Annotated in this window: 10 protein-coding genes; 4 read left to right on the top strand and 6 right to left on the bottom strand. The window is 63.3% G+C overall.

The genetic code is table 11. From position 1 onward, the window contains the following. Position 1 precedes the first annotated feature (1 nt). Complete coding sequence (gabT, locus tag RE4_RS26095) at positions 2 to 1366, bottom strand: 4-aminobutyrate--2-oxoglutarate transaminase (RefSeq protein ID WP_007727077.1); 1365 nt, start codon at positions 1364 to 1366, stop codon at positions 2 to 4. A gap of 128 nt (positions 1367 to 1494) precedes the next feature. Here gabT and RE4_RS26100 point away from each other — a divergent pair, with 128 nt between their 5' ends. Next, positions 1495 to 3012 (top strand): PucR family transcriptional regulator, encoded by a 1518-nt coding sequence (locus tag RE4_RS26100; protein WP_060939636.1) that lies wholly within the window; start codon positions 1495 to 1497, stop codon positions 3010 to 3012. Here the strand turns inward: RE4_RS26100 and RE4_RS26105 are convergent. The 4 genes from RE4_RS26105 to RE4_RS26120 form a co-directional block, all read right to left on the bottom strand. Then, positions 2989 to 6210 (bottom strand): NAD-glutamate dehydrogenase domain-containing protein, encoded by a 3222-nt coding sequence (locus RE4_RS26105; RefSeq protein ID WP_060939637.1) that lies wholly within the window; start codon positions 6208 to 6210, stop codon positions 2989 to 2991. The two genes, RE4_RS26100 and RE4_RS26105, sit on opposite strands and share 24 nt — an antisense overlap. A gap of 127 nt (positions 6211 to 6337) precedes the next feature. Next, positions 6338 to 8026, bottom strand: coding sequence for a flavin monoamine oxidase family protein (locus RE4_RS26110; RefSeq protein ID WP_060939638.1), 1689 nt, complete (start codon positions 8024 to 8026; stop codon positions 6338 to 6340). Further along, the gene (locus RE4_RS26115; RefSeq protein ID WP_021342734.1) at positions 8023 to 8868 is read right to left on the bottom strand and encodes a carbon-nitrogen hydrolase family protein; all 846 of its coding nucleotides are present in this window, start codon (positions 8866 to 8868) and stop codon (positions 8023 to 8025) included. The genes RE4_RS26110 and RE4_RS26115 overlap by 4 nt, the downstream gene beginning before the upstream one ends. A 133-nt stretch (positions 8869 to 9001) precedes the next feature. Next, entirely contained in the window at positions 9002 to 9637 is a 636-nt protein-coding gene (locus RE4_RS26120) for a helix-turn-helix domain-containing protein (protein ID WP_020968310.1), read from the bottom strand. Between the two features lie 146 nt (positions 9638 to 9783). On the opposite strand from RE4_RS26120, the gene speB reads away from it, so the two are divergent. Continuing rightward, positions 9784 to 10740, top strand: a complete 957-nt coding sequence (gene speB, locus RE4_RS26125; protein WP_003941134.1) for an agmatinase — start codon at positions 9784 to 9786, stop codon at positions 10738 to 10740. Here speB and RE4_RS26130 read toward each other — a convergent pair. Continuing rightward, entirely contained in the window at positions 10704 to 11378 is a 675-nt protein-coding gene (locus RE4_RS26130; protein WP_020968309.1) for a class I SAM-dependent methyltransferase, read from the bottom strand. The genes speB and RE4_RS26130 overlap by 37 nt on opposite strands. A 111-nt stretch (positions 11379 to 11489) precedes the next feature. Here RE4_RS26130 and RE4_RS26135 point away from each other — a divergent pair, with 111 nt between their 5' ends. Both RE4_RS26135 and RE4_RS26140 read left to right on the top strand, forming a co-directional pair. After that, positions 11490 to 11927, top strand: coding sequence for a hypothetical protein (locus RE4_RS26135; RefSeq protein ID WP_060939658.1), 438 nt, complete (start codon positions 11490 to 11492; stop codon positions 11925 to 11927). A gap of 168 nt (positions 11928 to 12095) precedes the next feature. Further along, the gene (locus tag RE4_RS26140; protein WP_060939639.1) at positions 12096 to 13697 is read left to right on the top strand and encodes an ABC transporter substrate-binding protein; all 1602 of its coding nucleotides are present in this window, start codon (positions 12096 to 12098) and stop codon (positions 13695 to 13697) included. Positions 13698 to 13700: the final 3 nt, after the last annotated feature.

Below are 13700 nucleotides of genomic sequence, written 5' to 3' on the forward strand. Positions count from 1 at the left end.
GTCAGTTCCCCTGTGCTGCAGTGCGAATAGCGGTCTCGAGGACGGTCAACGCGTCGTCGAGCAGCTCTTCGGAGATGACCAGCGGCGGGAGCAGACGGATGACGTTGCCGTAGGTACCGCAGGTGAGGATCACGACGCCGGCAGCGAGGCATTCGGCGGCGATCTTCTTGGTGATATCGGCGTCCGGCTCCTGCCCACCGGGCTTGACCAGCTCGATGGCGAGCATGGCGCCGCGACCGCGAACGTCACCGATGACGTCGAGTTCCTTTGCCAGTGCGTTCATTCGGCCGACGACGGTCGACTCGATGGTGCGTGCGCGGCCACAGAGGTCGAGCTCGCGCATCTGGTCGATGGACGCCAATGCAGCGGCGCAGGCGACGGGGTTACCGCCGTAGGTGCCACCGAGGCCGCCGGGGTGGACGGCGTCGATGAGCTCGGCGCGGCCCGTGACAGCGGCGAGCGGCATGCCGCCTGCGATGCCCTTGGCGAGAGTGACCAGGTCGGGGACGATGCCCTCGTGATCGCTGGCGAACCAGGCGCCGGTACGAGCGAAGCCTGCCTGAACCTCGTCGGCGATGAAGACGACGCCGTTCTCCTTGGCCCACGCGACGAGCGTCGGGAGGAATCCTTCTGCGGGAACGATGAATCCGCCCTCGCCCTGAATGGGCTCGATGAGGATGGCGGCCGTGTTGGCAGCACCGACCTGCTTCTCGATCATCGTGATGGCGCGCTGTGCGGCCTGCTCACCCGTGATCTTGGAGCCGTCGACGTTGAGGCCCTCGCGGTACGGGTAGGACATCGGGACGCGGTAGACCTCGGGGGCGAACGGACCGAAGCCGCTCTTGTACGGCATGGACTTCGATGTCAGTGCCATCGTGAGGTTGGTGCGGCCGTGGTACGCGTGGTCGAAGACGACGACTGCGTCGCGACCGGTTGCGTGACGGGCGATCTTGACGGCGTTCTCGACGGCTTCTGCGCCGGAGTTGAACAGCACGGAACGCTTCTCGTGGTCACCGGGGGTGAGCTCGGCGAGACGCTCGGCGACCTCGACGTAGCCCTCGTACGGAGCGACCATGAAACAGGTGTGGGTGAAGTGCGCGACCTGATCCTGAACTGCGGACACGACGGCCGGGTTGGAAGCACCGACGCTGGTCACCGCGATACCGGCACCGAGGTCGATCAGCGAGTTGCCGTCGACGTCGACGATGACTCCGCCGTCTGCGTCGGCGACGTAGACCGGGAGGGTGGATGCGACGCCGGCGCCGACGACCTTCTTACGGCGTTCGGCGAGCGCAGCCGAGCGCGGGCCCGGGAACTCCGTGACGATGCGACGCTCCTGCGGAAGCCGGTATTCGATTGCACTCATGTGACCACCCTCTCGGTTGTGTATTGCATTCGAGTATGCGACGCGCGAAGCATCGCAAGCACTGCCGAAATGGATACCCGAAGCTTCAGGGCTACTCCATATCGGCAACGACAGCTAGCCTTGATCAGGTGACGGTTCCGATCTCGTGGCTCTTGCGCCAGAAACACCTCTCGCTGGCTCTGCTCACCGACCGAGCAGCTGCCACCCACCCCGTCACGTTTGCACAGGCCACAGAGCTGACGGACCCCACCCCGTGGCTTTCCGGCGGCGAATTGGTGCTCACCACCGGGCTGGCACTGGTGGGCGCGGACGCCACCGACTACAGCGAGTACATCGACCGTCTGGCCGCCGCAGAAGTATCGGCTCTGGGTTTCGGGACCGGCCTTTCCCACGAGAGTGTGCCCGCAGACCTGATTGCCGCCGCCCGCAGTCGCGGGCTCCCCCTGCTGGAAGTGCCGTTCACGACCCCGTTCGCGGCGGTCACGCGCGCGGTGATGACCCGTCTGAGCCAGCAGGAATACGAATCGGTACTCCGCGCGGCAGAAGTACAGACACGCATCACCCGCGTTGCGCTGCGCGGTGGCGTGTCGGCGATCGTGCGTGAACTGGCCACGGCCACAAAAACTTCGGTGGCGTTTGTCGGTGATCGGATCACCGCGGTGCATCCGGCAAACCAGAAGTCGTTGATCACCGAGGTTCGCGCGGTCTCGGCCACCACCCGCGATCCCAACGCTCCGGCGTCGATCTCGCAGAGCACACCCGAACGGACGCTGACACTGTCCCCCGTCGGCGTCACCGACAGTTGGCACGGCTACCTCGCCATGGCGGGCGCCGGGCCCCTGAGCAATATCGACAGAGTGTTGCTCGGGCATGCGGTCTCGCTGCTCACTCTCGAACTCGAGAAACCGGTTCGACTACGGGCCGAGCGAACTCGACTCAACGCCATGGCTTTCGGGCTCTTACTCGACGGCCGAATCCCCGAGGACGGTGTGCCGTCGTACTTGGACGAAGCGAGCGATACGCACGGCAATGTCCGTGTCGTCCACGTTCGCGGATCCGGACTCGGCCCTGTTCTTCGCGAACTCGACAACGCTCTCGCGCGAGCAGGCCGGCCGTTGTTCGCGCAATCCGAGGACGGTTCGCTGACCGTCCTCCTTCGCGGAACCGACACAATCGACACTGCCAAAACACTACTGGCGCAGCTCTCCCCCACCGAGGCGAAGACGGTGCGGGCCGGAATCAGCACCCCTCACCGTCTTCTGGACGCACCGCGCGCACTCGTCCAGGCCCGCGCCGCGGCCAATCTCACGACGGCCACTGCCCGCATTCTCGAGTTCGACGCTCTGAGTGGTTCGACGATTCTGGCATCCGAGCCTGCCCGTGAGGCACTGATCGCAATGGCTGCGGACACCATCCCGGTGCTGACGGAACACGACCAGGCACACGGGACCGCGCTGGTCGCGTCTTTGCGCGCCTATCTCGAGGCAAACGGCCAATGGGAATCGGCCGCAGCCGAACTCGGTGTTCATCGGCACACCCTCCGAGGTCGCATCGCACGCATCGAGGAACTGCTGCAATGCGACCTCGGACAGGCCAGGGTCAGAGCCGAACTGCTGCTATCGCTACTCGCCTGGGAGGGTCGCTGAACGCTCCGCGGCGTGCACCGAAGCGAAACTGGACGCACCGCGAACGAGTAGTTCGAGTTCGGCGTCGACCGTGCAGAGACGGGCGGTGTCCAGCGCTCCACTGCGGCTCACGCTCGACATCAAAGCCGTGAACCGGCGCACCGCTTGCGGATTGGCGGCGGTCCACAACTCGACGACCTCCGGAATACCTTCCCCGAGCGCTCCGGACACGAGGTCCGCGAAACGCGCCGTCAACCTGGCGTGGACGGCAGCGCTGCCCATGACCTCCCAATGCGAGGCACCGACGGCAACGTCGACGCCCCCGAGAACATCGCCCAGATCGAGGGTGTCGGAGAGTTCCCGGTAGATCGCAGCCGCGGCCTGAACCGTCGTATTCTCCTGCAAAGCAATGTCAGCCAGGGCGAGCGCCCCGAAAGACGCCTCGATGCGGTCGCTGGCCGACAGCCCTTCGGTGAGAGCCCGCACCGGCGCGGCCCATCGATCGATGTCGGCTCGCGGGTTCACGGTGAACCGGCCGGCTGCTCCCGGACGACGCAACACCCAGCTCATCTCGGATTCCAACAACTGCTGCAAGCGATCGAGAGCCTGCAACTGCTCGGTGGCGCGCAGCTCAGAGTTCAAGATCTCGCGCCGAAGTTCCTCGGTGCCGAGCACTTCGCTGACCACTGCGTAGGCCAGAGCCGCTTCCGGACTGTGGACTCCGAGGTGTTCCTCCAGCCGGAACAGCACGCCGGGTCCGACGCGGTTGACCAGTTCGTCGACCACCGAGGTGATGATGATGTCGCGGCCCAACCGATGTGCGCGGACCGCGTCCGGTGCTGCCTCGACGACGGAGAGCGGGAAGTACTGCGGGAGACGATCGGCGAAGATCTGATTGTCCGGGACGGTCGACGCCCCCAATTCCGCCGTCAGCACGTTCTTCGACTGCGCCACCAGCACAGCAAGTTCCGGACGGAGTAGGCCCTGCCCGGCTCGCGCCCTGACCGCCAGCGCCTTGGCGTCCGGCAATGATTCTTCGAGGCGCTTCATCGCGCCCGCCGAGACCAGGTTCTCGATCAACCGTTCGTGCTGATCGAGTAGGGCGGGAGCGCGGTGCTCGGCCAGGCTGATCGCGAGGGTCTGATCTTCACTGGCCTCGAGTACCGATGCGGCTACCTCGTCCTGGGCCGCCGCAAGTAGTTCATTGCGCGAGGTCGCGTCCAACTCTGCGAGTGCGATCTTGATGTTGACCTCACGGTCCGAGGTAGCCACGCCTGCCGCGTTGTCGATGAAGTCGGCGTTGATTCGTCCTCCGCCAGCGGCATATTCGATGCGGGCACGCTGGGTGAAACCCAGGTTGCCGCCCTCACCCACCACGGTTGCACGCAACTCGTCAGCGCTGACGCGAACTGCGTCGTTGGACGGATCGGCCGCGTCGACGTTGCTTTCGGTCGACGCCTTCACGTAGGTACCGACGCCGCCATTCCACAACAGGTCCACCGGAGCGCACAGGATCGCTCGGATCAGTTCCTGCGGAGTCAGCTTCTCCTCGGTGATACCGAGGACCTGACGCGCCTCGAGCGGGAGGCGGATCGACTTCGCGCTACGTGGCCAGACGCCACCGCCAGGCGACATCACGGTGCGGTCGAAGTCGTCCCAGGACGAGCGCGGCACGGTGAAGAGGCGAGCGCGTTCGGCAAACGTCGTCTCGGTGTCGGGGTTCGGGTCGATGAAGATGTGGCGGTGATCGAATGCCGCGACCAGACGGATCTTGTGCGAGAGCAACATTCCGTTACCGAACACATCGCCGGACATGTCACCGATGCCCGCGACGGTGAACGGATCGGTGTCGACATCGAGGTCGCGCTCGGCGAAGTGGCGTCGAACCGCTACCCAGGCGCCGCGAGCGGTGATGCCCATCGCCTTGTGGTCGTAGCCGGCCGAACCGCCGGAAGCAAAAGCGTCGCCGAGCCAGAAACCACGCTCGACGGCGATGCCGTTCGCGACGTCGGAGAACCGTGCGGTCCCCTTGTCCGCCGCCACGACGAGGTAGGAGTCTTCACCGTCGTACTCGATTATTTCTGCCGGGTGCACCGCTGCGCCGTCGACGATGTTGTCCACCACGTCCAGCAAGCCGCGGATGAAGGTGCTGTACGACTCCTGCACCTGCGCCGGGGTCGGTGACGACGTGCCCCGAACCACGAACGCACCCTTGGCTCCCGAGGGAACGATCGGCGAATTCTTCACGCTCTGGGTCTTCATCAGACTCAGAGCCTCGGTGCGGAAGTCCTCGTATCGATCCGACCAACGCAGGCCACCACGCGCGACGGAGGAGCTACGCAGATGCACGCCTTCGACATTGGGTGCGCTGACGTAGATCTCGCGGAAAGGAACTGTCTTCTGCGGGGTGGAGAGCAACTGCGAGTCGATCTTGAACGACGCGTACGGCAGCGGCTCGCCGGCCTCACCGCGCAGGTACCAGTTGGTGCGCAGAGTCGCCTGCAAGAATGAACGCACACCGCGCAAGACGCGATCCTCGTCGAGAGTGTCTGCACCGTCGACTGATTCGTCGATGGCCGCCGCCGCGGTGGCCACGGCCGTCTCACGCGAACCTGCTACTGCGGGATCGAAACGCGCGGTGAAGAGTTCGATTGCCTGCCGTACGAAGAGCGGCTTCGCTGCCAACACTCCGACGATGTAGCTCTCGGACAACCCGATACGAGCCTGAGCGAGGAAACGGCACGCAGCGCGCAGCAACTCTGCGTCGCGCCACGTGATGTCTGCTCGTCCGATCAGACTGGAGAATGCGTCCATCCGGGTCTGTCCGGCGATGACGGCTTCGAAGGCGTCCGCCATCTTCTCGAGCGCACTGCCGTCGAAGGTGCTCGGCTCGAAGGTGAAGTAGTGTGCCGAACCCAGAACGGTCGGAAGCGGGCGGTGCGTCGAAACTCGGAGTCCGAGGGACTCGAAGTTCTCGCACAGATCGGAGAGGGAGGGTTCTCCGGACGGCCACAGCACCACACAGGTCAGATCGTCACTGTTCAGGGCACCGCTGTTCAAGTCGTCGCTGTTCAAGTCGTCGCCCTGACGGAAGACGAGTCGCTGGCCCGCTGCTGCCAATTCGGCGACCAGTTCGAGCGCCGGGTCACCGGATCGATCACCGCCCGCGGGTCTCGATTCTGCAGCTGCGGTCTTGGTCGCCGATGATGTGCTCGCCATTGAACACCCTCCTGGAAATTATTGGATCCGAACACTTTCCAGTGTTGCGTGGATCACCGGAAAGAGGTCGTGCCCGATAGGAGTACCAACCCCCATCGGGCACGACATTTCGGCAGTTGCGGTGAGCTCAGTCGCCCAACCTGATCGGAGCGAGCTCCTCGAACACGTCGCCGGGTCCGGGATTCTCGGTAGGCGCAGCGCCGCCGAGATGGTTGACGACGCCCCATACCGCGTTGATCGCGGTCTGGATCGCGCCCTCGGCCCAGCCGGCAGTCCACGACACGTCGTCTCCGGCGAGGAAGATTCCCCGATGACGCGGTTCGAGATCATTCTGCACGAAGTGAGAGAACAGGCGCTCCTGGTACCGGTAGTGCCCCGGAAGGTTCGCCTTGAACGCACCCATGAAGTCGCGCTCGGTTTCCCACGACAGCGTCACCGGGCTCGAGATGATGTGGCTGCGGAAGTCCACGCCTGGGTAGATCTCTTCGAGAGAGCGCAGCATGATGTTCATGCGCTCGGTGGCGTCGAGCGCCAGCAGCTTCAGCGAATCGTCCGACCAGGTGTACGACAAGCAGATCAGGCCTGGCTTGCCCTCGCCTTGATCGAGCAGGTAGGTGCCGCGACTCATACGGTCGGTCAGTGTCATCGACACCGAATCACGGCCGGTCACGGGGTCCTTGTCCTTCCAGAACGGGCGGTCGACGAGAACGAACACCTTGGTCGAACCCATGTAGTGAGTTCGCTCGATCGCAGTCCAGTGGTCGATCGGGAACAGATCGTCGTCACACCTGATGTTGTTCAGCAGCATCCAACTCTGCACTGTCACAACGGCACTCGCATACGTGCGAATGAAACCTTCGGAGTCCGTCACCGTGATGTTGCCGGGCTCGGTACGCCGGAGTTCGGTGACGCGGGGACGCGTCTCGCCGTCGTTGAGCGAAGCGACCGTCGTACCGGCAGGCCAATGCGCCATGTGATCCGGGGCGCGGTTCCACAACCGCATCGGCAGCTGCTGCGATCCACCGACGATGCCGCGGTGGTCGTCGTCGGCGGCCGTGATGACCACACGAAGGATTTCGAGGATCGAGTTGGGGTAGTCGGTATCCCAACCACCCGTACCGAATCCGACCTGCCCGAACACTTCCCGCATGTGGAAGGACTTGAAGTGCTTCGACGCGGCGAGGAATCCGTAGAACGTCTGGTCGTCGTAGCGCACCACGAGGTCGTTCCAGATCCGCTTGATCTCTGCGGTGTCGCGGTCACGAATGGCCTGCTGCAACGGAATCAGATCGGCATGCTCTTCGAGAGTGCGCTGCCAGGCCTGCGCCACCTCGGTGTAAATCGGCGGCAGATCCTCGAGAGTGTGCGCGTAGTGGCTCTCACCCTTGAGATCGATGACGGTGCTCGGCGTGACCTCGGCAAGGGGATTCGGGAACTCCTCGGTCTGCAGACCCAGTTCGTTCAGATAGTGGAACAACGTCGTCGACGACGGTGGGAAACGCATTGCGCCCATCTCGGCGACAACCCCGGGGTGCCCGTCGAACTCGACCGACCGCATCCGGCCACCGATCTGATCAGCTTCGTAGACAATCGGTTTGAGACCGACCTTGAGCAACTCGTAGGCCGCGATCATGCCGGAGAGTCCACCACCGATCACGGCAACTTCTGTACCCAGTGCCAGATCGGGCACCGAGCCGAGTCCCGCCGGACTGGAAACGTAGTCGTCGTACGGGAACGGAAAATCCGGTCCGAACATCGTGAGGGGCGGCTGCTTGCCGGGTTCCGAGGAACTGTCCGGAGCTACTGGGATGGTCATCTACGGTTCTCCTTGGAGACAGTCGTGACAGAAAGGTCTGGATACAGATCGAGGCGTCGATCGTCGAGATGCGTGTTGAGGGTGCGCGATTGCGAGACGGTGGCGGCGGCGATATCCGCGAAGAGCAATTCCTGGCCGCCCCCGGCCCGCGCCAACTCGGCACCGTCGGGTGCGATGGCGCACGAGAGACCGCAGTAGGTCAGCTCGGTTTCGGCGCCGCAGCGATTGACGTAGGTGACAAACATCTGACTCTCGTATGCGCGGGCCGGAACCACTTGCTGCGCAATGTGTTCGTACGGAGTCATCAACCCCGTCGGCACGATGAGCCATTCGGTACCGGCGTCGGCATGGGCCCGAACCGCTTCGGGAAATTCCACGTCGTAGCAGATCAACAATCCGCAGCGGATGCCCTCGAAATCGAACCCGACCACCAGGGTCTCACCTGGCCGGAAATGTTCGCGGTCGAGCGTGCCGAACAGGTGTGTCTTGCGGTAGTGCGCAAGCGAAGTGCCGTCGCGGTCCACCACCTGCACGCTGTTGTAGACGTCTCCCCCGTCGAGTTCGGGGTAGCCGTAGACGACGGCGATGCCTGCACTGCGAGCAATCTCGGCGACGGAATCGAAGATCGGGCCGTCGGCCGGTTCCGCGCGCAGCGACACCAGTTCGCCGATGTCGTAGCCGGTTGCGGACATCTCCGGCGTCAGCAGGATCTTCGCACCGGATGCCGCAGCCTCGCGGGCAGCGGTGTCGATTGCAGCGAGGTTGAACTCCACCGACGCAAAGGTGTCCGGGGTGGTGAGCGGACCTTGGAACAGGCCAACTCGAACTGAATCGACATGCATGGTGCGCTCCTTCAGGAGTTCCGTGACGCCAATTTTCGACGGTGTGTGTGACGGGGACAACTACCAGCGTGACGGGTGCCGCCAATCATGTCAACTCTTGTTTCCTGAGAATCAACATTCACGGATTCGTGTCTCACGAAGGCGACGCGCGTGGCCCTTCCGGCAATGCCGGATTCAAGACCCACAGAACCTTCGCCAGAACCGAGCCTTCGGCCTGAAAACTATGGTTGTGCGTCGGCGTGAATGTGAAGGAATCGCCCGCCGCAAGCACGACGTCTTCGGCATCGACGGCCTCACCGTTCGGATCCGTCCGACCGCCCTCGAACGAGACCCGCAAGCCGCCCTCCAGCACGTGCACGAAGTTCACGTCGATCGGCAGACTGTAGAACTCCTGACCACTTCCGCCGCCTGGTTCCAGCTCGCCGAGCAGCACCTGAATTCGACGCTCGTTGGTAGGCGTGAGCAGGTACTCCGTCATCTTTTCGCCACCGAAGCTGATTTGCGGCATGGCGTCGGCGCGGACTACTTCACCGGCGGACGCATTCTCGAACAGGGATCCGACGGGGATCTCGAGCACCGCGCACACCTTGATCAGGGTCGCCACCGACGCGTTGACGTGATCGCGCTCGAGTTTCGAGAGATACCCCTTCGTCACACCACAGGCCTCGGCCAGGTCGTCGAGGGTCAACCGCTTCGATTGACGTGCCGCCTTGAGCCTCGCCCCGATGCGCGGTCCGACCGGCTCGACCGCTTCCTTCGCCTTGGCCACTGAACCCACTCCTTCACGACCGCCGTGTCCCTTTCAGGAAACAGGGGTTGACAACCGAGCCTCTTGAAGAAACCATACTTGCTCAGAGAGCTACATCACTGAAGGGCGCCCGGTGTGCGCCGAATCGAGAGCAGGGACCTCTGCACATGGCTACCAACAACCCCGGATCGTTCATCGGACCCGTCGACGCCACGCGCGTCCCCCGCTACGCCGAGCCGACCACTTTTGCGCGTCTGCCGCGCCTCGATGAGGTCTCGCGCGCCGACGTGACAATCCTCGGCATCCCCTTCGATTCGGGTGTCAGCTACCGACCCGGCGCTCGGTTCGGTCCGGGGCACATCCGCGCTGCGTCGAAGCTGCTGCGTCCGTACAACCCCGCGCTCAAGGTCTCGCCCTTCGCCAACCAGCAGGTAGCCGATTTCGGCGACATCGGCGTCAACCCCTTCGACATTCAGGAAGCTCTCACGACGGTTCAGTCCGCCGTGACCGACCTGCGCGCCGACGGTTCCTCCGTGCTCACGCTCGGCGGCGACCACACCATCGCACTTCCGATCCTGCGCTCACTGGCCCGCGATCACGGCCCGATCGCCGTCCTGCACTTCGACGCTCACCTCGACACCTGGGACACCTACTTCGGTCAGCCTTTCACTCACGGCACCCCCTTCCGTCGCGCCAGCGAAGAAGGCCTGATCGACATGGAGCGTTCCCAGCACATCGGTATCCGTGGACCGCTCTACAGCGAGAAAGACCTCGAAGACGACCGCGTCCTCGGCTTCCAGGTGATCCGCAGTGACGACTACGAGGTCGACGGCGTCGCCAGCATCGTCGAGCGCATGCGTAAGCGCCTCGACGGTGGCCCGGTGTACGTCTCCGTCGACATCGACGTGCTCGATCCCGCCCACGCTCCGGGTACCGGAACACCCGAAGCGGGCGGCATGACCTCTCGCGAATTGTTGAACACACTGCGCGGGTTGGTGGGACTCAACGTGGTCGGCGCCGACATCGTCGAGGTAGCACCGGCGTACGACCACGCCGAGATCACCGGTATCGCAGCGGCTCACGTCGCTTACGAGTTGCTGTCGGTGCTCGCACTCAATCGCTGAAGCAGCACAACGGTATCCGTGGTGTGATGCATCTCGGGGTTCGCGGGAAGATCACGTTCCCGCGACTCCGAGACCAACACCTTCCAACCATCGGTGAACAGCGACTCCACGTATTCGGGTGTATGCAGCATTGCCCGATGATGTTCGGTGGGCGACTCGTGGGGCGAGTGGCCCACGATCAGCAAATGCCCGCCCGGCGCGACCAGATCTCCGAGAGCACGGAACAATTCCCCGCGCGCGGGTTCGAGCATGTGGAAGAACTGCGCGGACACCAGATCGAACGATCGACCCTGCGGATCCCACTTCGTCAGGTCGGCTTCCAGCCATTCGATGTCGACGCCCTCGCCCTCGACGTGAGCCTGGGCGCGACTGAGCGCTACCGACGATATGTCGGTGCCGGTGACCTTCCACCCGCGACGTGCCAACCACAAAGCGTCGGCGCCTTCGCCGCAACCGACGTCGAGTGCAGTGCCCGGTTCGAGGTCGGAGGCTTCGGCAATCAACTGTGGGTTGGGATTTCCGCTCCAGCGCGCGGGACGTTCCTCGTACAGCGAGTTCCAGAACTGTGCGTCCGCCTTGGCGTACGGATTCTCGGTGGTTTCAGAGTTTTCGTGGTGATTGTGGTGTTCGTGGCTCATGCACCCAGGATGAACGACCTTCCACAACTCACGCAACCATCTTTGCCGAAACAGCAACTTCTCCATTTCGACGCTCTGCTAACGTCACGCTTCGTGGCAGGTGGATTTCCCGTGTTTCGTCTCTACTGCAACTCAGAGGGCTCACACGTTTTGTGTTGTGCGCATTTCCCCGAGTTCAGCGGTTCGAACGCGGACGAAGAGTTCACCACTCAGCAGAGTTTCGACCGCGCAGTCGAGAAGATGCTGCGCGAGGCGTCCTTCGAACCGACAACCCTGACGTTGGTGGGCGAGCAACAGGGATATCCAGTCGGAGACCACCTGTTCGATGCGACGGTTCCGCGAACCGGCAGAGTCTCCTTTGCCTTTCAAGAAGCCGGACCGCCGTGGATCATTCTCGGCCTCGATGTTTCTTCTGAAAAATTCTGGTCCGAGATCGACGAAGACGAAGATCTCCTCGCCCTCGGCCCGATCTCTCCGTTGACGTCGGTCCCTGCCGTTGTACTCACTGCAACCGGGTGGCCACGGCAAAATGACCTCGACTCACCGTGACCTGAACTGGTTCATCACCCCGGTTCTCGTGAGATCGAACAAAAATCGGCATGATTTTCGTGAAGATCGACCGAGATGCCCGTCACGTCCTACGCCAAGATTTAGCGGTCACACTCGACCGCGCCCTCTCGAATTTCGCTCGGGCCCTGGCTCCTTCACGGAGGCACAATGAAACACCGCTCTTATCCGGCACTTGCAACGGCCGCGGGGCTCGCACTCGTGTTGTCGGCTTGCAGCTCGGGAGACACGTCCTCGGGCTCCGACGGCGGTGAACCTCTGACAGACGGAACCTTCCGTTATGCGTTGCAAGCCGATCCGGGTGCACTCAACCCGATCATGTCCGGCTCCGCGGCAACCGCTGACATCTCGAGGCTGGCCTACGACTCCCTGGTCTACCAGGATCCGGACACCAGTGAATTCAAACCGTGGTTGGCAGAGAAATGGGAAGAGACGCCGACCTCCGCATCCTTCACCATCCGCGAGGGAGTGACCTGTACCGACGGGTCGACGCTGAACGCGCAGACCGTCGCGAACAACATCAACTTCGTGGCTGATCCGGCCAACGGTTCACAACAACGCGGCACCACGGTCCCCGTAGGCGCTTCGGCCACTGCCGATCCCGCGACCCGCACCATCACGGTCACCACTCCGGCGCCGAGCCCCTTCCTCCTCCTCACGGTCAGTCGCCTCCCGATCATGTGCGACGCCGGACTCGCGGACCCGACCGCCTCGAACAAGAAGTCTCTCGGTTCCGGGATGTTCGAAGTCACCGAAGTCGCCGCCAACGACCACTACACGTTCGAGCGTCGTGACGGCTACAACTGGGGCCCCGACGACACCACCTCCGACACACCAGGTGTCCCCAAGACCGTCATCGCTGTCATGGCACCCAATGTCAGCACCGCCGCAAACCAGCTTCTCTCCGGCGAACTCAACGCATCTCCGATCGCCGGTCCGGACAAGGACCGGATCGAAGCCGCCAATTTCGCCTCGATCAATCGCCCGATGCCGTCCGGTCAGATGTACTTCAACCAGATCGCGAACAATCCCACCAGCGATCCCGCCGTTCGCAAAGCACTCATCCAGGGAGTCAATCTCGACGATCTGGCAGAAGTTATCACTGCCGGCCAGGGCACCCGCGCAACAAGTCTCGTCGGTGTAGAGCCCCGCGCCTGCGTGTACGACTCCGTCACCGGCAACATTCCGGACTACGACGTCAGCGCAGCGAAGGCAACCTTGGACGCGGCCGGCTGGACCGCCGGGTCGGACGGAAAACGAAGCAAAGACGGAAACCCGTTGACACTCCGCCTCTTCTACGCAGGAGGCGAAGAGGCTCGCAGCGCAGCAGCCGAACTCGCTCAATCTGCATGGTCGGATCTCGGCGCAAACGTCGAGGTAACGGGAGCCGACCAGACCAAAGTTGTCGACGTCATGCTCAGCGGTAAAGACAACAATCAGTGGGACATCGCATGGATCCAGATCAACAATTCGATTCCCAGCGGGTTCACCCCGTTCTTCACCGGACCTGCTCCGGCAGCCGGTAAGAATTTCTCTTCGATCAACAACCCCGCCTACGAAGCAGCGGTGGCCAAGGCTTCCGCGTTGACCGGCGACGCAGCGTGCGCAGAGTGGGCAGACGCCGAGTCGCAGATCACCAAGACGGTGTCCGCGGTGCCGTTCGCGAATACGAACATGAGCTTCTACTTCAACAAGGCCGGGCTCGCATTCGGTAAGTCCTTCATCGGGTCTGCACTGCGTCTCTACCAGTAGTCC

The sequence above is a fragment of the Rhodococcus erythropolis NBRC 15567 genome (assembly GCF_001552595.1).
GTDB classification, from domain to species: domain Bacteria; phylum Actinomycetota; class Actinomycetes; order Mycobacteriales; family Mycobacteriaceae; genus Rhodococcus_F; species Rhodococcus_F erythropolis.

Bases quoted from the DNA above. Each gene is read 5' to 3' on its own strand.
- RE4_RS26110 (WP_060939638.1), bottom strand. From the start codon at position 8,026: ATGACCATCCCAGTAGCTCCGGACAGTTCCTCGGAACCCGGCAAGCAG.
- speB (WP_003941134.1), top strand. From the start codon at position 9,784: ATGGCTACCAACAACCCCGGATCGTTCATCGGACCCGTCGACGCCACG.
- RE4_RS26105 (WP_060939637.1), bottom strand. From the start codon at position 6,210: ATGGCGAGCACATCATCGGCGACCAAGACCGCAGCTGCAGAATCGAGA.
- RE4_RS26140 (WP_060939639.1), top strand. From the start codon at position 12,096: ATGAAACACCGCTCTTATCCGGCACTTGCAACGGCCGCGGGGCTCGCA.
- RE4_RS26130 (WP_020968309.1), bottom strand. From the start codon at position 11,378: ATGAGCCACGAACACCACAATCACCACGAAAACTCTGAAACCACCGAG.
- RE4_RS26115 (WP_021342734.1), bottom strand. From the start codon at position 8,868: ATGCATGTCGATTCAGTTCGAGTTGGCCTGTTCCAAGGTCCGCTCACC.
- gabT (WP_007727077.1), bottom strand. From the start codon at position 1,366: ATGAGTGCAATCGAATACCGGCTTCCGCAGGAGCGTCGCATCGTCACG.